At 45.2% G+C, this 19,581-nt stretch carries 17 protein-coding genes; 16 read left to right on the forward strand and 1 reads right to left on the reverse strand.

Translation table 11 applies throughout. The features are described 5' to 3' along the window. Window positions 1-125 precede the first annotated feature (125 nt). The 11 genes from RH061_RS07975 (at window position 126) to RH061_RS08025 (ending at window position 12,583) form a co-directional block, all read left to right on the forward strand. Complete coding sequence (locus RH061_RS07975; RefSeq protein ID WP_311075214.1) at window positions 126-1,439, forward strand: solute carrier family 23 protein; 1,314 nt, start codon at window positions 126-128, stop codon at window positions 1,437-1,439. A gap of 179 nt (window positions 1,440-1,618) precedes the next feature. Then, the gene (locus RH061_RS07980) at window positions 1,619-2,563 is read left to right on the forward strand and encodes an aspartate carbamoyltransferase catalytic subunit (protein ID WP_311075216.1); all 945 of its coding nucleotides are present in this window, start codon (window positions 1,619-1,621) and stop codon (window positions 2,561-2,563) included. Then, window positions 2,526-3,809 (forward strand): dihydroorotase, encoded by a 1,284-nt coding sequence (locus RH061_RS07985; RefSeq protein WP_311075218.1) that lies wholly within the window; start codon window positions 2,526-2,528, stop codon window positions 3,807-3,809. Before RH061_RS07980 ends, RH061_RS07985 begins: the two co-directional genes overlap by 38 nt. Further along, on the forward strand, window positions 3,806-4,903 hold the full coding sequence (locus tag RH061_RS07990) for a carbamoyl phosphate synthase small subunit (protein WP_311075219.1): 1,098 nt from the start codon (window positions 3,806-3,808) through the stop codon (window positions 4,901-4,903). The genes RH061_RS07985 and RH061_RS07990 overlap by 4 nt, the downstream gene beginning before the upstream one ends. Then, complete coding sequence (gene carB, locus RH061_RS07995; protein WP_311075221.1) at window positions 4,890-8,102, forward strand: carbamoyl-phosphate synthase large subunit; 3,213 nt, start codon at window positions 4,890-4,892, stop codon at window positions 8,100-8,102. The genes RH061_RS07990 and carB overlap by 14 nt, the downstream gene beginning before the upstream one ends. Further along, window positions 8,099-8,872: a dihydroorotate dehydrogenase electron transfer subunit gene (locus tag RH061_RS08000; RefSeq protein ID WP_311075223.1), complete on the forward strand. Its 774-nt coding sequence runs from the start codon at window positions 8,099-8,101 to the stop codon at window positions 8,870-8,872. The genes carB and RH061_RS08000 overlap by 4 nt, the downstream gene beginning before the upstream one ends. Next, a complete protein-coding gene (locus tag RH061_RS08005) occupies window positions 8,869-9,810 on the forward strand; it encodes a dihydroorotate dehydrogenase (RefSeq protein ID WP_311075224.1) in 942 nt (313 codons plus the stop codon). Before RH061_RS08000 ends, RH061_RS08005 begins: the two co-directional genes overlap by 4 nt. Beyond that, window positions 9,782-10,498: an orotidine-5'-phosphate decarboxylase gene (gene pyrF / locus RH061_RS08010; RefSeq protein WP_311075225.1), complete on the forward strand. Its 717-nt coding sequence runs from the start codon at window positions 9,782-9,784 to the stop codon at window positions 10,496-10,498. The genes RH061_RS08005 and pyrF overlap by 29 nt, the downstream gene beginning before the upstream one ends. Continuing rightward, window positions 10,495-11,130 carry an orotate phosphoribosyltransferase gene (pyrE, locus tag RH061_RS08015; protein ID WP_311075226.1) on the forward strand — a complete coding sequence of 212 codons (636 nt, stop codon included), beginning with the start codon at window positions 10,495-10,497 and terminating at the stop codon, window positions 11,128-11,130. The genes pyrF and pyrE overlap by 4 nt, the downstream gene beginning before the upstream one ends. 114 nt (window positions 11,131-11,244) lie before the next feature. Next, a complete protein-coding gene (locus RH061_RS08020; protein WP_311075227.1) occupies window positions 11,245-11,739 on the forward strand; it encodes a hypothetical protein in 495 nt (164 codons plus the stop codon). Window positions 11,740-11,935: 196 nt separating this feature from the next. Beyond that, window positions 11,936-12,583, forward strand: coding sequence for a VTT domain-containing protein (locus tag RH061_RS08025; protein ID WP_311075228.1), 648 nt, complete (start codon window positions 11,936-11,938; stop codon window positions 12,581-12,583). Between the two features lie 71 nt (window positions 12,584-12,654). Here RH061_RS08025 and RH061_RS08030 read toward each other — a convergent pair whose 3' ends face one another. Further along, window positions 12,655-14,364: an Rqc2 family fibronectin-binding protein gene (locus RH061_RS08030; protein WP_311075229.1), complete on the reverse strand. Its 1,710-nt coding sequence runs from the start codon at window positions 14,362-14,364 to the stop codon at window positions 12,655-12,657. A 151-nt stretch (window positions 14,365-14,515) separates the two neighbouring features. Between RH061_RS08030 and RH061_RS08035 the strand changes: the two genes are divergently transcribed. From RH061_RS08035 to rpoZ, 5 genes are all read left to right on the forward strand, one after another. Next, entirely contained in the window at window positions 14,516-17,206 is a 2,691-nt protein-coding gene (locus RH061_RS08035) for a calcium-translocating P-type ATPase, SERCA-type (protein WP_311075230.1), read from the forward strand. A 238-nt stretch (window positions 17,207-17,444) separates the two neighbouring features. Then, window positions 17,445-18,320, forward strand: coding sequence for a YicC/YloC family endoribonuclease (locus RH061_RS08040; RefSeq protein ID WP_311075231.1), 876 nt, complete (start codon window positions 17,445-17,447; stop codon window positions 18,318-18,320). A gap of 56 nt (window positions 18,321-18,376) precedes the next feature. After that, window positions 18,377-18,640 carry an extracellular matrix/biofilm regulator RemA gene (gene remA / locus RH061_RS08045; protein WP_023614949.1) on the forward strand — a complete coding sequence of 88 codons (264 nt, stop codon included), beginning with the start codon at window positions 18,377-18,379 and terminating at the stop codon, window positions 18,638-18,640. 9 nt (window positions 18,641-18,649) lie between these two features. Further along, a complete protein-coding gene (gene gmk, locus RH061_RS08050) occupies window positions 18,650-19,264 on the forward strand; it encodes a guanylate kinase (RefSeq protein ID WP_311075233.1) in 615 nt (204 codons plus the stop codon). Then, window positions 19,265-19,489 (forward strand): DNA-directed RNA polymerase subunit omega, encoded by a 225-nt coding sequence (gene rpoZ, locus RH061_RS08055; protein ID WP_041965989.1) that lies wholly within the window; start codon window positions 19,265-19,267, stop codon window positions 19,487-19,489. Window positions 19,490-19,581 lie beyond the last annotated feature (92 nt).

Below are 19,581 nucleotides of genomic sequence, written 5' to 3' on the forward strand. Positions count from 1 at the left end.
GTCCAGAGAGGCTGAAAAGGGGGAACACATGGCTGATGGCTTTGTGCGGGTTTTTTTAGACCCATACCCTCTTTGTATCTACTGGCAAAGAGGGTTTTTTTATACAAAGAGAGAGGGGAATAAACATGAACAAACCAATCCTAGACATAAAAGATGTACCATCACCATTCCAATGGTTCACACTTAGCCTTCAGCACTTATTCGCCATGTTCGGCGCGACAATCCTTGTACCTTACCTGGTCGGCTTAAGCCCGGCAATCGCTTTGATTTCCAGCGGACTTGGAACGATCGCCTTCCTGATCATCACAAAATTCCAGGTTCCAGCCTATCTTGGTTCATCCTTCGCTTTCATCGCACCAGTCATTGCCGCTAAAGCAGGCGGGGGTCCAGGTGCGGCGATGATCGGAACTTTCCTGGCAGGACTTGTATATGGAGTTGTCGCCTTGATCATTAAAAAGGCAGGCTACCGCTGGATCATGCGCTTGCTGCCACCAGTCGTAGTCGGCCCAGTCATCATTGTCATCGGTCTCTCACTAGCTGGCACAGCGGTCAGCATGGCAATGAATGTCCCAGGCACTACTGAGTACAGCTTGATTCACTTCTCGGCAGCTCTGGTAACGCTGGCAGCTACAATCGTCTTCTCGATTTACGGAAAGGGCATGCTCAGCATGATCCCGATCCTTGCAGGCATCATTGTCGGTTATCTATACTCAATGGCAATTGGCATCGTGGATTTAAGTGGAGTAAGAGAAGCGAACGTTTTTGAGATGCCTGACTTTATCATCCCATTCGTTCATTATAATGTAAGCATCAGCTGGGAAATCGTCATGCTGATGGTTCCGGTCGCAATCGTCACATTGTCCGAGCATATCGGCCACCAGCTTGTACTAAGCAAAGTTGTCGGCAGAGATTATATAAAAGAACCGGGTCTTCACCGCTCCATCATGGGTGATGGTATGGCGACAATGATTTCCGGTTTGATCGGCGGACCGCCAAAGACGACTTATGGCGAAAACATCGGAGTCCTAGCGATTACCAGAGTGTACAGCGTATATGTCCTGCTTGGCGCAGCCATCATCGCGACGGTATTTGGATTCATCGGTAAAATTACGGCATTGATCAGCTCAATCCCAACACCGGTTATGGGCGGCGTCTCCATCCTGCTGTTCGGGATCATCGCTTCATCAGGCTTGAGAATGCTTGTGGACAGCAAAATCGATTTTGGCAACACGCGCAACCTGGTTGTCTCATCGGTCATCCTTGTAATCGGGATTGGCGGAGCATTCATTAAGCTGAATGAAAACTTCGAAATCCATGGTATGGCTTTAGCAGCCCTGATTGGTGTCATCCTTAACCTAGTGCTTCCTGGACGTCCAGAACTAGAAGAAGACATGTTTGAAATGGAAACTGAAAAAAAACTGAGCAAAAGAACGATGTAGCATAGTACCACCTTTTAAAAAAGTCCAGAGAGGCTTAGAAGGGTGTTATGAGCGAACCGGCTTATTCAAGATGCACGTAAACCCGAACACTACGGGTTTACGCCGGCCAGCTCATGGTTAAGCACCCTGTTGAACATAAAACAGGGTGCTTTTTTCTTGAAAAAAGGAGGGAACTTGACATGAAATGGGATTTACTGACAACATCACAACTCAGTACAAAAGAGATAAATGAAATCATATTGTCTGCTAGTGAATTTTCCAGCGGGAAGACCTGGCAGCCTGATAAAAAGTTGTTTATCAGCAACTTATTTTACGAACCAAGCACCAGGACAAAATCTAGCTTTGAGGTGGCTGAACGCAAGCTGGGACTTGAGGTGATTCCATTTGAGGTCCAGACGTCAAGTGTCCTCAAAGGAGAAACATTGTATGACACCGTCAAAACACTTGAAGCAATCGGCGCCGACTCAGTGGTGATCAGGCATAGTGCGGACAATTATTTCTCTGAACTTGAAAATGGGATTTCGATTCCAATCATCAATGCCGGCGATGGGAAGGGCCATCATCCTACCCAATCCTTGCTTGACTTGATGACAATACAGCAAGAATACGGAAGCTTCAAAGGGCTTACGGTCACGATCATCGGTGATATCCTCCATAGCCGCGTTGCAAGGTCTAATGCAGACGCACTTGTAAGGCTCGGAGCAAAGGTTGTTTTTTCAGGTCCTGAGGACTGGGTGGACCAAAACCAGCTTCCACATGGCTGCTCCTATATGTCAGTAGACGAGGCGATTCTGTTGGCGGATGTGGTCATGTTGCTGAGAGTCCAGCATGAACGGCATGACGGCAAGCTGCTATTTGATAAAAATGAATACCACCGGAACTATGGTTTAACTATTGAAAGAGAAAAGATGATGAAAAAAGACAGCATCATCCTTCATCCGGCACCAGTCAATCGCGGAGTGGAAATCGCAGATGAATTGGTTGAAAGTCCGAAATCAAGGATTTTTAAGCAAATGGAAAATGGCGTGTACATCAGGATGGCAGTGTTGAAAAGAGCTCTTGAAAATAGGAATGGAGGAATGAAAAATGACAATGTTGATCAAAAATGGCAGATTGCTTACTGAAGCAGGAACTGAAGTAAAAGATATTTTAATAGAGGACGGAAAAATTACCAAGATCGAATCTTGTTTATCTACTGAAGCTGAACAAATCATTGACGCTGGCGGCAAGCTGGTTGCACCGGGGTTTGTAGACCTGCATGTCCACCTTCGTGAACCGGGCGGTGAAAAGAAAGAAACGATTGCTACTGGTACACTGGCGGCTGCAAGAGGAGGATTCACAACTGTTGCTGCAATGCCGAATACGAGGCCTGTTCCTGATTCAAAAGAACAGATGGAATGGCTTCAGGAAAAAATAAAGCAAACAGCTTCCGCAAGAGTTTTGCCCTATGCATCGATCACAGTCAGGGAGCTTGGCCAGGAGCTGACTGATTTCGCAGGACTAAAAGAAGCCGGAGCTTTCGCACTGACGGATGATGGTGTGGGTGTCCAATCTGCAGGAATGATGCTTGAGGCAATGAAAAGGGCAGCAAAACTCGATATGGCTATCGTTGCACATTGCGAAGACAATACATTGATCAATAAGGGCTCACTTCATGAAGGAAGGAAAGCCGCTGAACTGGGCATCAACGGTATCCCGTCAGTGTGCGAATCAGTACATATAGCAAGGGACATTTTACTTGCCGAAGAGGCAGGCTGCCATTACCACGTCTGCCATATCAGCACGAAAGAATCGGTCAGGGCAGTTCGCGATGCGAAGAAGTATGGCATAAAGGTTACGGCAGAGGTAACACCGCATCATCTGCTTTTAAATGAAGATGACATTACCGGCAATGATGCCAACTACAAGATGAATCCGCCTCTGAGGAGCAAGGCAGACCAGGAGGCATTGATACAAGGGCTGCTGGACGGGACCATCGATTTTATCGCCACCGACCACGCCCCTCATACAATTGAGGAAAAAGCAGAAGGAATTCAACTTGCTCCTTTTGGGATTGTCGGGCTGGAAACAGCATTTCCTCTCTTGTATACACATATGGTCAAAACAAATGTCATTACCTTAAAGCAATTGATTGAATCTTTGACTGTCAAACCCGCGAGAGCATTCGGACTGCCTTATGGTGAGCTGAAGGCAGGGTCACCAGCAGATATCGTATTGATTGATCTTGATGAAGAAAAAGAAATCAATCCAGATGAATTTTTATCGAAAGGAAAAAATACACCATTCGCTGGCTGGACCTGCCAAGGATGGCCAGTACTAACGATCGCTGAAGGAAAAATAGTCTGGGAAAAGGGAGTTGTGACCGCATGAAAAAGCAGTTGATCTTGGAAGATGGCACGGTTTTTATTGGAGAAGGCTTTGGGAGTGAAGAGGCGACGATTGGGGAAGTGGTGTTTAACACAGGAATGACAGGCTACCAGGAAATCCTGTCAGACCCATCATACTGCGGACAGATTGTGACTCTTACCTATCCCCTGATTGGAAATTATGGAATCAACCGGGATGATTTTGAATCGATCAGTCCGGCTGTCCGTGGTCTTGTCGTAAGGGAAAATGCTGACTTTCCATCCAATTGGCGCTCTGAACTTCCTCTGGACGCTTACCTTAAAATGAAAAACATTCCTGGCATTGCCGGGATCGATACCAGAAAGTTGACAAAGATCATTCGCCAGCATGGGACATTGAAAGGATCCATCTGCGGGTTGGATGAAAAGCCTGATGAAGTCATTGCCACATTAAAGAACAAAAGCCTGGCAAATGATCAGGTGAAGCAAGTATCAACGAAGACAGCTTATCCGAGTCCTGGCCGCGGCCACAGGGTGGTCCTGGTCGACTTCGGCTTGAAGCACGGCATTTTGCGAGAGTTGAATGATCGTAATTGTGATGTGGTTGTAGTCCCTTTTAATACGACTGCCGACGAGATTCAAAGTCTTAGTCCGGATGGCATCATGCTGTCAAATGGACCTGGGGACCCGAAGGATGTGCCAGAAGCAGTTGAAATGATCAAGGGGTTGCTGGGTAAGGTTCCTATGTTCGGAATCTGTCTCGGCCATCAGTTGTTCGCGCTAGCCTGCGGAGCAGATACAGAGAAAATGAAGTTCGGTCATCGCGGTTCGAACCATCCTGTAAAGGATTTACGAACAGGGAAGGTAGCACTGACGTCCCAGAACCATGGATATACCGTTAAAGAAGACTCTGTCACAGGAACAGAGCTTGAGGTTACGCATATAGCTTTGAACGATGGAACTGTTGAGGGGCTTGCCCATAAGACCGCGGCAGCATTCACAGTCCAATATCACCCTGAAGCGTCACCAGGACCGGAGGATGCGAACGGACTATTCAACCAATTCATCGAGCTAGTTGAAGCAGAAAAAAAGGAGGATGTCACATATGCCAAAGCGTAAAGATGTTCACAGTATTTTAGTTATTGGGTCAGGCCCGATCATCATCGGCCAGGCAGCAGAATTCGATTATGCAGGAACACAGGCTTGTATCGCATTGCGTGAAGAAGGTTATAAGGTAATCCTCGTCAACTCGAATCCTGCAACTATCATGACTGACACGGAAATCGCAGATGTGGTATACATAGAGCCTCTTACTCTTGAATTTGTGGCAAGGATCATCCGCAAGGAGCGCCCAGATGCAATCCTGCCGACACTTGGGGGACAAACAGGTTTAAACCTGGCTGTGGAACTAGCGAAAGCCGGCGTACTGGAAGAATGCGACGTGGAAATTCTCGGCACGAAACTTGAAGCGATCAACCAGGCAGAAGACAGGGAGCTGTTCAGGAGCCTGATGAACGAGTTAGGACAGCCGGTACCAGACAGTGACATCATCCACAACCTTAATGAAGCCTACACCTTTGTTGAGAGAGTTGGATATCCAGTGATTGTCCGCCCAGCTTTTACGATGGGAGGAACAGGCGGGGGCATCTGCAGCAATGAAAAAGAATTGATTGAAATTGTGACTAGCGGGATTAAAAACAGCCCGGTAGGACAATGCTTGCTCGAAAAAAGTATTGCCGGTTTCAAGGAAATCGAATATGAAGTAATGCGTGACAGCAATGACAATGCCATTGTTGTCTGCAATATGGAAAACTTTGATCCAGTTGGTGTCCACACAGGAGATTCCATTGTAGTGGCACCAAGCCAGACATTGAGCGACCGCGAGTACCAGCTGCTTAGGAATGCCAGCTTGAAAATCATCAGGGCCCTTAAAATCGAAGGTGGCTGCAATGTCCAGCTGGCACTCGACCCTGACAGCTTTAACTATTATGTCATCGAAGTGAATCCTCGGGTCAGCCGCTCGTCTGCTCTGGCATCGAAAGCGACAGGCTATCCAATTGCTAAGCTTGCAGCGAAAATTGCTGTAGGATTGACGCTTGATGAAATGCTGAATCCTGTAACAGGCAAAACATATGCCTGCTTTGAACCTGCGCTGGATTATGTCGTAACCAAAATCCCACGCTGGCCATTTGATAAATTCGAATCGGCAAACCGGACACTTGGAACTCAGATGAAAGCAACTGGTGAAGTTATGGCAATTGGGCGCACTTTTGAAGAATCACTGTTAAAAGCGATCCGATCTTTAGAAGCTGACGTGATCCACCTTTCTTTGAATAATCAAAGTGAAATCAGCAATGAATTGCTCGAAAAGAGAATCCGCAAGGCAGGAGACGAAAGATTATTTTACCTTGCAGAGGCAATCAGGAGAGGCATTACGATTGAAACTCTCCATAGCTGGAGCAAAATTGATTTATTCTTCCTTCATAAATTAGAGAGATTGATAGCTTTTGAGCAAGAGCTTGCTGACAAGAAGTTTGACTTTGAAACAGCCAGATCAGCAAAACGCAAAGGATTTTCCGATAAGGTCATTGCCGATCTGTGGAATGTGGAAGAACAGGAAGTATATCAGTGGCGACTTGAGCAAAACCTGACTCCGGTATTTAAAATGGTCGATACTTGTGCCGCTGAGTTCGAATCAGAAACTCCATACTTCTATAGCACATATGAAGAAGAAAATGAATCAGCAGTGACAGAAAGGAAAAGCGTCATTGTACTTGGTTCTGGACCAATCAGGATCGGACAGGGAATTGAATTCGATTACGCAACTGTTCACTCCGTCAAAGCCATCAAGGAAGCGGGTTACGAGGCCATCATCGTCAACAATAATCCTGAAACGGTCTCTACCGATTTCAGCATCTCGGATAAATTGTACTTTGAACCATTAACCATCGAGGATGTCATGAACATTATCAATCTCGAAAAACCAGTTGGAGCAGTTGTTCAATTCGGCGGGCAAACTGCGATAAACCTGGCTTCAAAGCTTGTAGACAGGGGAGTGGAAATACTCGGAACAAGCCTTGAGGACCTGGATCGGGCTGAGGACCGAGATAAGTTTGAGCATGCATTATCCGACCTCCAGATCCCGCTTCCAAAGGGAAGTACCGCGAAATCAGTCGAAGAAGCTGCGTTGATTGCAACGGAAATCGGTTACCCAGTCCTTGTACGTCCATCCTACGTACTCGGAGGAAGGGCGATGGAGATTGTCTATAAAGAAGAAGAGCTCCTGCACTATATGAAAAACGCAGTGAAAGTCAATCCAGAATATCCTGTGCTGATCGACCGTTATCTGACTGGAAAAGAAGTGGAGGTCGATGCGATTTCCGATGGTGAGAACGTATTGATTCCGGGAATCATGGAGCATATCGAAAGAGCTGGCGTCCATTCTGGCGACTCAATCGGTGTCTACCCGCCTCAAAGCCTCAGCGAGGAAGTCAAACAAAAGCTGGTAAACTATACGATCGATCTTGCCAGGGGATTGAACATTGTCGGGCTGCTGAATATTCAATATGTCATTGCTAATGAAGAAGTCTATGTGCTCGAAGTCAACCCGCGCTCCAGCCGTACGGTACCATTCTTGAGCAAAATCACGAATGTTCCGATGGCAAAGATTGCTACCAAGGTCATTCTTGGCCAGAGCCTGCCAGAACAAGGCTACGAAACAGGAGTTGTTCATGAGCAGGATGGAGTTTATGTGAAGGTACCGGTGTTCTCTTTCGAAAAATTACGCAGGGTTGACATCACACTCGGACCCGAAATGAAGTCTACCGGGGAAGTTATGGGCAAAGATACCACTCTGGAAAAAGCCTTGTACAAAGGAATGGTTGCAGCTGGTATGAAGTTCAGGGAGTTCGGCACAGTACTGCTCACAGTAGCAGATAAGGATAAAGAAGAAGCCCTGGCGCTGGCGAAGAGGTTCTCGGGCATTGGCTATCAACTGATGGCCACAGAGGGGACAGCGAAATATCTAGAGAATGCCGGCATAAAGGTGAAGACAGTCGGAAAAATTGGCGCTGACGGACCGAACCTGATTGATGTGATCCGCAGGGGTGAGGCGCAGATGGTCATCAATACGCTGACAAAAGGCAAGCAGCCTGAACGTGATGGATTCAGGATCCGCCGTGAATCTGTTGAAAATGGTGTACCATGCCTGACATCACTGGATACAGCGAAAGCGATTTTAAGAGTCATTGAATCTATGACATTTTCAGCAGATGCCCTAAAGCCGATGGAGCCAGCAAGAGAGGGTGTTACCATATGATCAGGCAGGAAAACTGCAAAATAGTGAGCAATAAACAGATTGCCAAAAACATCTTTGAAATGGTTCTCGTTGGTGAGCTTTCCGCTGAAATGAAACAAGCCGGACAATTCGTCCATGTAAAGGTGGCAGATGGTTTTGACCCGCTTTTGCGCAGGCCGATCAGTATCGCTTCAATCAATGAGGGCTCGTTCACGATTGTTTACCGCAGGCAGGGAAAAGGAACCTCCCTGCTAGCCGGTAAGTCGACAGGCATGACAGTTGATGTACTAGGACCCTTAGGCAATGGTTTCCCAGTGGATGAAGCAAAACCGGGACAGACAGCTATCCTTGTCGGCGGCGGTGTTGGTGTTCCTCCCATGTATGAGCTGGCTAAGCAGCTGGCCCGTAAAGGAGCGAATGTTATGACCATTATCGGATTCCAGTCAGCTCATGATGTATTTTACGAAAAAGAGCTGGCTGAATTTGGGGAAGTCTATGTGGCCACTGTGGATGGATCATATGGAAAAAAAGGGTTTGTCACCGATGTTCTCGATGGATTAGCTCTCGAGGCAGACTTTGTTTTTGCTTGTGGCCCGACACCGATGTTGAGGGCAATCGAAAACAGGAATGATGCACGAAAAACCTATTTATCACTTGAAGAGCGGATGGGATGCGGAATTGGTGCTTGCTTCGCATGTGTCTGCCATACAAAGGAAGATCCACAGGGATATACCTATAAAAAGGTCTGCAGCGATGGACCAGTTTTTCAAGCAGGGGAGGTTGTCATATGAGTTCGCTATCGATTCAGCTGCCAGGGTTGAACCTGAAAAATCCAGTCATGCCTGCTTCAGGCTGCTTCGGTTTCGGCAGGGAGTTCAGCCAATTGTACGACTTGAGTCTCTTAGGAGCAATCATGGTAAAAGCTACGACGCCGGAACCTCGATTCGGAAATCCGACACCTAGGGTTGCCGAGACTCCAGGAGGGATGCTCAACGCCATCGGACTGCAGAATCCCGGACTCGAAAAGGTACTTACTGAAGAACTTCCATGGCTTGACCAATTTGATGTGCCTATCATTGCGAACATTGCTGGTTCGACAGAAGATGATTATGTAAAGGTTGCAGAACAATTATCCAAGGCTCCGAATGTCAATGCTCTTGAATTGAACATTTCCTGTCCAAATGTCAAGACTGGCGGAATCGCATTCGGCACGGACCCGGAAATGGCAAAGGCGCTGACCCGAAAGGTAAAAGAAGTATCTGAAGTGCCAGTATATGTGAAGCTTTCTCCGAATGTATCTGACATTGTCAAAATCGCCAGGGCTGTTGAGGATGGAGGAGCGGACGGAATCACAATGATCAACACATTGCTGGGCATGAGGATTGAACTGGCAACAGGTCAGCCAATCCTTGCGAATAAAACCGGCGGCTTGTCAGGGCCTTCCGTGAAGCCTGTTGCCATCAGGATGATCTATGAAGTCAGCCAGCACGTATCGATCCCAATCATTGGAATGGGAGGAATACAGTCAGCGGAAGATGTCATTGAGTTTTTCCTTGCCGGAGCCAGTGCGGCAGCTGTGGGAACCCAGAATTTTGTGGACCCTTTTGTATGCCCGAAAATCATTGAAGAATTGCCTGAATATCTTGCCAAGCTTGGTGCAGAGCATATTTCAGAATTAACCGGAAGGAGCTGGAAGAAGAATGAAAGACTCGCTTATTATCGCCCTTGATTTCCCGAATAAGGGACAGGTGCTTGAGTTCCTTGAACCATTTGGAAATGAACAGCTTTTTGTGAAGGTTGGAATGGAGCTTTTTTATGCCGAGGGGCCGTCAATCATTGATGAGTTAAAGAAGCAGAATCATAAAATCTTCCTTGACCTGAAACTCCATGACATCCCTAATACTGTAAAAAGTGCGATGAAGGTACTCGCTGGTTCGGGGTGTGACTTAGTCAATGTCCATGCCGCAGGAGGTTCGGAAATGATGGCAGCAGCAATCGAAGGACTTGATGCAGGTACTCCTGCAGGGTTTAAGCGTCCAGCTTGCATTGCAGTCACTCAACTGACAAGTACATCAGAAATCCAGGTCAATTCTGAACAGCTGGTCAGTGTGACGTTACAAGAGTCGGTAATGAATTATGCGGCATTAGCGAAAAAGTCTGGTCTGGATGGAGTTGTCTGTTCCCCTCATGAAGGAAGGTTCATTCACAGCCAATTGGGTACAGAATTCTTGACCGTAACACCGGGTATCCGCCCGGCGGACAGCAGTTCGCAGGACCAGAAGCGTGCGGCAACGCCTGAATTTGCACGAGAACAAGGGATATCAGCGATCGTCGTCGGCAGGCCAATTACCCGTGCTCTAAATCCGTTTGAAAGCTACCTGAAGATAAAAAATGAATGGAAGGGTGTTTATCAATGAAAAGAGAAATAGCAGAAGCATTGCTGGAAATCGAAGCCGTTAGCCTTCAGCCTGACAATCCATTTACATGGTCTTCGGGAATGAAGTCACCGATCTACTGCGATAACCGACTCACGCTGTCTTATCCTTCTATTCGCAGAAGGGTTGCTGAAGGACTGAAAACCTTGATTGTTGAGCATTTTCCGAATGTTGAGATGATCGCGGGAACGGCTACAGCCGGAATACCTCATGCTGCCTGGGTCAGTGAACTTCTTGATTTGCCGATGAGCTATGTCCGCTCAAAAGCAAAAGGACATGGAAAAGGGAATCAAATTGAAGGAAAAGTGACACAAGGACAGAAGGTCGTCGTTGTTGAAGATTTAATCTCAACTGGAGGCAGCGTCATAGAGGCCGTCGCGGCATTGCAAGAAGCTGGATGCGACGTATTAGGGGTTGTCTCGATTTTTACATATGAATTGGAAAAAGGGAAGCAGCAGCTTGGCTCTGCAAATATCTCCTCTTATTCTCTCACTGACTTTACAACTCTAGCAAGCTTGGCTGAAGAAAAAGGATTAATTACAAAGAATAATCTTGATAGTCTCTCAGAATGGCGGAAGGATCCATCTGAATGGAGAGCAGCTAAAAAAGTATGATCATATGCAGCCTAATTGGCTGCATTTTGATTTTTTAGAAAAATATGGTTAAATACCTGCAGAATATGCTAAAATTAACCGATGGAATTTTCTGATAATAACGAGGTGCGAAATATGAAGAAAATATTTGGTATTATAGCGATCATGGCAGGATTTAGTCTTTTAAGTGCATTTATTCTTCCTGGTTTTGCCGACATGCTGCAAAGTAAAAAGGCGGCAAAACATGTATTGGAAAATTTAATAGAACAAAATTATGAAACTGCATTTGATGGGATCCATTTTTATGATGAGGCATCGGATTTAGCCCCAACGATCCCATATGAAGAAGCAAAAGGAATTTGGAGTGAACGGGTCAGGTCTTTAAAGGAGAAGGGCACTTATATCGTCGACTACAAAAATCTGAGTGTGGAACTCGATGATACATATCCGATAGGGACGGTTGATTTAGTGGTGAAAAGCGATGAGAAGGAAACACTCATCAAGGATGTGTCCCTGTGGTTTGGCTATCAAGACAGTAAGTGGGGACTCGGGAATTTACACTTTTATACAGACCAGGAAGAAGATTTGGAACAAGCCGTAAGCGGTTATGTTACATCAAATGAAGAATAGAATTTTACTGAAGCGTATCCACATAAGGATGCGCTTTTCCTATTTTAGTGAAAGCAAAGATATTTAAGGGAAACCATTTGGTAAACTAACCTATAAATATGTTTCAATATAAATATAAGCTTTTCTTATTTTCCGTCCTTTACGGGTTTAGACAGTTTTTACTTTTCATGATGATAATATAGTAGGGGGAAATCATATGGAACAGATCATTCAGCTGCTGAAAAACATAGATAGTAGTCTCCATTACTATATTGATGAATATGGGGCAGCAATTTATATAATGTTATTTTTGATCGTTTATTTTAAGACGGCTTTTGTAATCCTGACATTTTTACCAGGGGATTCAATGGTCTTTGCGAGCGGAACCCTCGCGGCAATTGGAGATTTAGATATCAAAAGCTTGTTTATGCTATTTGCAGCTGCAACTATATTAGGTGACAGCCAGAATTATTTCATTGGCAGGCAGCTTGGCAAGCTAAATTCAGATAACTATTTCCTATACCGTTTTATGCCTAGTAGATCAATTGGCAGGGCAAAAGACTTTTTATCTGATTATGGAAGGACAGCCATTACTGCTTCAAGGTTTGTGCCGCTCATGAGAACATCCTTACCTTTTGTATCAGGATTCACTGGATACGAATACAAAACATTTCTAGGCTACAATCTTTTAGGAGGATTACTCTGGACATTTTTTTGGCTTACTGCGGGATTCATCCTTGGAAATATTTCATGGGTAGAAGAGAATTTATCTCTTACGCTGATAATGGTCTCCTCAGCGGCATTGATACCTGCGGTCCTCGGCTTCGTAAAACAATATAAAAAGAAAAAAGAAGCGGTTGCCTGACTGCAAAGGATAATAACAGGCACGGAATAAAAAGTAAAACCCGCCAGATAATAACTAGCGGGTTTTACTTTTTACTGTTTCAATTTCAGGATCAAATCCTCATCCGGCGTAACGTATACGGTCTGCTGTTGTTCATAAATGACGAAACCAGGTTTTGCCCCGGCTGGTTTCTTCACATGGCGCACTTTGGTGAAGTCGACAGGGACAGAGCTGGAATTCCGGGCTTTGCTGAAATAGGCTGCAATCTGTGCAGCTTCGAAAATCGTTTCTTCGGATGGCTCTTTACTGCGGATAACCACATGCGATCCCGGGATATCTTTTGTGTGGAGCCATATTTCATCGCGTGCCGCGACCTTGTTTGTTAAGTAATCATTTTGTTTATTATTTTTTCCGACGAGTATTTCGGTATCATCAGAGGATTGGTATTTTTCAAGCAGCGGCTTTAAGTTTGGCTTGTTCTTATTGCCTTTTTTCTGCCGGGCCCTGATATATCCACCCTCAATCAATTCTTCCCTTATTTCTTCAATATCCTTTGGAGAAGCCGCCTCCACTTGCTGCAGTAGAGAGTCGAAATAGGAAACTTCAGCTTTTGCTATTTCAATTTGTTCTTTAACAATATTCACAGAGTTCTTTGCCTTCTGATATTTGGTGAAGTATCTTTGGGCATTTTCCGACGGTGTTTTCCGCGGCTCCAGCGGTATACTGATTGAAGCTCCATTTTCATCATAATAATTTACAACGGTGATTTCCTTCATGCCTTTTTTGGCCATAAAGATGTTGGCGGTAAGCAGCTCTCCATATAATTGATACTCCTCAGCCTTTTTCGCATCTTCAAGTGTCATCTCGAGCTTCTTGATCTTCTTCTCATTTTTTTCCTTTTCATTTGCAATCAGCCGCTCAAGATCATTTCCCTGCTGCTTGACCCTGTCGCGTTCTGCCTTTCCGAAATAAAAGCGATCGAGAAGGCTGCTCAGAGAATCAAAGGACTTCGTTTCTCCCTTCAAATGCTCAAGTGGAAATAGGTAAAAAGCCTCTTTATTGCTGCCATTGGTAATGGAAGGTTTGTAGTGATGTTCCTTGAGCTCATTCATCATTGAAATAAACGCATTTGGAATGGTCGTTCGGTTGGCAAGACCTGCTTTAAAGACGATTTCCCTCGCCAATACAGGCGAAACCCCAGCAAAATTTGCAACTAGCTGCTTATCGATTTTGCCTGCATTAAAATCAATCAACCTTAAAACATCTTCTTCCTGTGCCTCGAAAGGATTCATTTTTTCCTGCTGAGGGGGCATGACATACTCTTGCCCGGGCATAATGGCCCTGTGTGTATTTACGGCAAATGAAACATGCTTGATGCTATCGAGAATCATATTCCTGTTTTGATCGACGATGATGATGTTGCTGTGGCGTCCCATGATTTCAACAATCAATTGTTTATAGGATATATCGCCGATCTCATTTCGGCCTTTCACTTCAAAAATGATCATCCGATCAAGGCCGGCCTGTTTGATGTCTTCGATAATGAAACCTTCAAGATGCTTGCGCAGGAGCATGCAGAACATTGGCGGTTCATTAGGGTTATCATATTGCTCGTTTGTGAGTTGGACTCTGGCGTAGCTCGGGTGAGCAGACAAAAGCAGCTTATGGTTAACACCGTTTGCCCTCACAGCCAGGATAATTTCATTTTTATACGGCTGATGAATTTTATTAATTCGTCCCCCTTTAAGTAGGGAAGAAAGTTCGTTTGTTATGGCTCTTGTAAACAATCCGTCAAATGACATAAGAAATACATCCTTTTCTATTTATCTAAAACCTTGTCGGGGCAGACCAAGGCGCTTCCGCTTTTATATCTAACATCTTATCATTTTTTTGGACAGGGCTGAATAAGCTTTCTTTAGAGTAGGACAAACAAGGAGGAAGTGTGATGGCCCCATGAAGTTCCATGAGATGAATGAAAATGAAATAGTTAGTGCCTTAAGAACCGATTTTACAGAAGGATTGGATGAAAAGGAAGTAAAACGCAGACGTGAACAGCATGGATATAATGCATTGGCCGAGGGGGAGAAACAATCGGCCCTGTTATTATTTTTCAGCCAGTTCAAGGATTTCATGGTACTGGTGCTGCTTGCAGCGACGTTGATTTCAGGCTTGCTTGGCGAAATAGTTGATGCGATTGCCATCATAGCCATTGTTCTCGTAAATGGTATCCTGGGATTTTTCCAGGAAAGGAAGGCAGAAAAATCACTTGATGCCCTCAAAGAGCTTTCTGCACCGCAAGTCCATGCATTGCGGGATGGTGAGTGGACAAAGATTCCTTCAAAAGAAGTCGTGCCTGGTGACATCCTTAAATTCACAAGTGGGGACAGAATTGGTGCGGATATTCGTTTGATTGAGTCAAGAAGCCTGGAAATTGAAGAGTCAGCTTTAACGGGTGAATCTGTTCCGGTGCAAAAAAACACAAGTCCTTTGAGGATACCTAACCCGGGACTGGGTGATATGGAAAATATGGCGTTCATGGGCACGATGATCACCAGGGGAAGCGGAACTGGTGTGGTTGTGGCAACAGGAATGAAAACCGCAATGGGCCAGATTGCTGACCTGCTGCAAACGGCTGAAGCCCAGGAAACACCACTTCAGCGCAGGCTTGAACAATTAGGGAAAATCCTGATTACTGCTGCACTTTTCTTAACCTTATTGGTAGTAGGAATTGGTGTGCTTCAAGGGCATGACCTATATACGATGTTCCTGGCAGGTGTCAGTTTGGCGGTAGCAGCCATTCCTGAAGGACTGCCGGCAATCGTTACTGTTGCGTTATCGCTTGGTGTCCAGAGAATGATCAGGAAGAATGCAATCGTCAGGAAGCTTCCGGCAGTGGAGACTCTGGGATGTGCATCTGTCATTTGTTCTGACAAAACGGGAACGATGACACAAAACAAAATGACCGTTACCCATTTGTGGAGCGGGAATAAAACCTGGACTGTCGATGGAGTAGGATACTCGCCGACAGGATTGTTCTTCCACAGAGACAAAAGCATTGATCCGCACAGTGAGAAATCATTGCAGCAGCTGCTGACGTTCGGTATGCTCTGCAATCACGCAGAAATGGTGGATAAAGATGGTGAGTACACAATTGACGGTGACCCTACTGAAGGAGCGCTGCTGGTTGCCGCGATGAAAGCAGGTTACAGGAGGGAAACCCTGCTGGAACAATTTGAAATTGTGAACGAGTTCCCATTTGATTCCCAGCGGAAAATGATGAGTATGATCGTAAAAGATAAAACGGGCCGGAAATTCGCCGTTGTAAAAGGTGCTCCGGATGTCCTGATTGGATTGAGTGATTCGATTCTGTGGGACGAAAGACAACAGCGCCTGACAAAAGACTTGACTGCTAAAGTCCAGGGGGCTATTGATGAACTGGCTGGCAATGCATTACGTACGATTGCAATTGCCTTCAAGCCAATTCCGCAAAACACTGTAGTGCTCCATGAAAATGAAGCCGAAAAGGACCTGGTTTTCATCGGATTACAAGGGATGATCGACCCGCCGCGTCCTGAAGTGAAAACAGCTGTAAAAGAATGCCGCGATGCAGGAATAAAAACAGTGATGATCACTGGTGACCATGTCATCACCGCGAAGGCGATTGCCAGTCAGTTAGGTATATTAACGAAGGACAGCAAAGTTCTGGATGGTAAGGCATTATCAGAAATGTCCGTATCAGAACTCGAGGATATCGTCGACGACGTCTCGGTTTTTGCAAGGGTTTCGCCTGAGCATAAACTTAAGATTGTCAAGGCATTGCAAAATAGAGGACACATCGTTGCGATGACAGGTGATGGCGTCAATGATGCGCCAGCCATTAAAGCTGCGGATATAGGGGTCGCGATGGGGATAACAGGTACAGATGTAGCAAAAGAAGCCTCTTCACTCGTACTCCTGGATGATAACTTCGCAACGATAAAAGCAGCCATTAAAGAGGGCCGGAACATCTATGAAAATATCAGGAAGTTCATCAGGTACCTCCTTGCGTCCAATGTGGGAGAGATCTTGGTCATGCTATTCGCGATGATCCTTGGCTTGCCGCTCCCATTAGTGCCGATACAAATCCTGTGGGTGAACCTTGTGACAGATGGACTGCCTGCGATGGCATTGGGACTGGACCAGCCGGAGGAGAATGTGATGAAACGTGCACCACGCCATCCAAAGGAAGGAGTATTCGCCCGAGGATTAGGCTGGAAAGTCGTCTCAAGAGGTTTCCTGATTGGGCTGGTGACATTATTTGCGTTCATGATTGTGTATAATAGAAATCCTGATAACCTGGTTTATGCACAGACGATAGCGTTTACTACACTCGTTATGGCGCAGCTGATCCACGTATTCGACTGTCGAAGCGAAAAATCGATCTTCGCCCGCAATCCATTTGAAAACAAATATTTAGTTTGGGCTGTCATTTCATCATTGGTCATGGTCCTTGTTGTAATCTATTCACCAGTATTACAGCCGATATTCCACACAGTTCCAATACTGGCGACTGATTGGTTATTAATCATCGGCTTATCGGCAGTTCCAACATTTTTGCTTGCAGGAACATTTTTTGTAAGAAAAACAAAGAGAAATATGATATAATCCGTTAGGTAATAGAGAAGGCTCTATTGCCTTTCTTTTTTTTACTTAGACTCTTCATGGTTTTTTATCCATTGAGGTATTATTTATATGAATTTTGATATGTCCTGTAATCCCATTTCATTCGGGTATAGGGACTGATTCGATCATCATGAATTTAGAGATTACATAAACAACAACAAGCCTGTTCCACGGGTCTACAGGAAAGCTCGACTTTTTTGAAAGAATGGATGTGTCTGGAATGGTCGTCAGTATGACTGGGTTTGGAAGGAGCAGGGCGGAATCAGAGCGGTTCAGTGTCACAGTCGAGGTTAAAACGGTTAATCATCGTTTCTGCGAATTTCATATTCGCATGCCGAGGCAGCTCCTGAAAACAGAAGAAAAAATAAAAAAGAAACTCGGCGAACACATAAAAAGAGGGAGAGTTGAAGTATTTGTAACTTTGGAGGGCGAAGGCATAGTAAGCCGCAGAGTACATATTGACTGGGAAGCCCTGGATGAATTAGTCCACCACATAACTGAAATCAAGCTCAGGTACAGCATAACTGGGGATATTGAGCTCCGGGACATTGTCAGCAGGGAAGAAATCATCCAAGTTGAGGAAACAGAAGCTGAAAATGAAGAACTGGAACTTCTCGTCCTTTCTGCCGTCGAGGATGCAGGCAAACAACTGCTCCAAATGCGCAAGCTTGAAGGGTCAGCTCTTGAAAAGGATATATTGCAGCATATCCTGCAGCTAAAAGAAAACATTTCGAGTGTAAGCAAGCTTGCGCCAGATGTTATCATACAGTACAGGGACAGACTTCATAAGAAAATGGCTGAATTGATGGAAAACCAGGCAGATGAGGACAGGATTTTCACCGAGGTTGCCTTTTTTGCTGATAAAGCAGATATCAGTGAAGAAATTGCCAGGCTTGAAAGTCACGTCAGTCAATTCAAGGACATATTGAAGGGCGATCATCCTCTTGGCCGGAAACTCGACTTCCTGCTGCAGGAAATGAATCGCGAAGTCAACACGATCGGTTCTAAGGCAAACGATTCTAGAATAGCCAGGGAAGTTGTCGAGATGAAAAGTCTCCTTGAAAAGGTTAAGGAACAAGTACAAAATATAGAGTAGCGTTTAGAAAGGGTCTGGAAAGGCCAAAATAAATAACTGATGATTGGGGGACCATCATGGCAATTAAGCTTATAAATATAGGCTTCGGCAACATTGTTTCAGCTAACAGGATCATTTCGATCGTAAGTCCTGAATCAGCTCCTATTAAACGGATCATCCAGGACGCTCGCGACCGTGGGTCATTAATAGATGCGACATATGGAAGAAGGACGAGGGCTGTCATCGTCATGGACAGCGACCATGTCATTCTCTCTGCGGTACAGCCAGAAACGGTAGCGCACCGCCTGAATGACCGTGATGATATTATCGATGAAGGGTAGGACTTTTTAATGCAGGAAAAAGGATTGTTAATCGTTCTTTCAGGACCATCAGGAGTTGGCAAAGGAACCGTCCGGAAAGAATTATTCTCCCAGCATGATACAGCTTTTGAATATTCCGTATCCGCGACAACAAGGCTGCCTCGTGAAGGGGAACAAAATGGAGTGGATTATTTCTTCAAAACGAGGGAAGAGTTTGAAGAGATGATCAGACAAGACCAGTTGCTGGAGTATGCTGAGTTTGTTGGCAATTACTATGGAACCCCAGTCGAGTATGTCCGCGAAACGCTTGATGCTGGAAGGGATGTTTTCCTTGAAATTGAAGTTCAGGGAGCAAGCCAGGTAAGAAAGAAATTTCCGGAGGGGCTTTTCATCTTCCTTGCGCCGCCAAGCCTTTCCGAGCTTGAAAACCGGATCGTGACACGAGGCACAGAAACGGAAGAAATCATCAAAGGCAGAATGAAAGCTGCCAGAGAAGAACTAGAAATGATGGAATTATATGATTATGTTGTTGAAAACGACCATGTTGAAAACGCAGCGGACCGAGTTAAGTCAATCGTCGTTGCGGAGCACTGCCGCAGGGAACGAGTTCAACATCGATATAAAAAAATGCTGGAGGTAGAATAAATGCTTAATCCTTCTATTGACTCTTTAATGACAAAAATTGATTCAAAATATTCACTTGTTTCGGTTGCCGCTAAGCGCGCACGCAGCATGCAGGTCCATATGGATGCTAAATTAGATAAGTATGTTTCCCACAAGTTCGTTGGCAAGGCGCTTGAAGAAATCAACGCTGAAAAGCTTCATTTTAAGACTGCTGGAAGCCATGAAGAGTTAAATATCAACGAATAATACCACGATAACAACCTATTTATTGGGTTGTTATTTTTTTGTTTAGGTCTTAAAGAGCTAGCTATCTTGTCTATTTCATGCTTAATCTGTGA

The sequence above is a fragment of the Mesobacillus jeotgali genome (assembly GCF_031759225.1).
In the GTDB taxonomy this organism is placed as follows: Bacteria; Bacillota; Bacilli; order Bacillales; family Cytobacillaceae; genus Mesobacillus; species Mesobacillus jeotgali_B.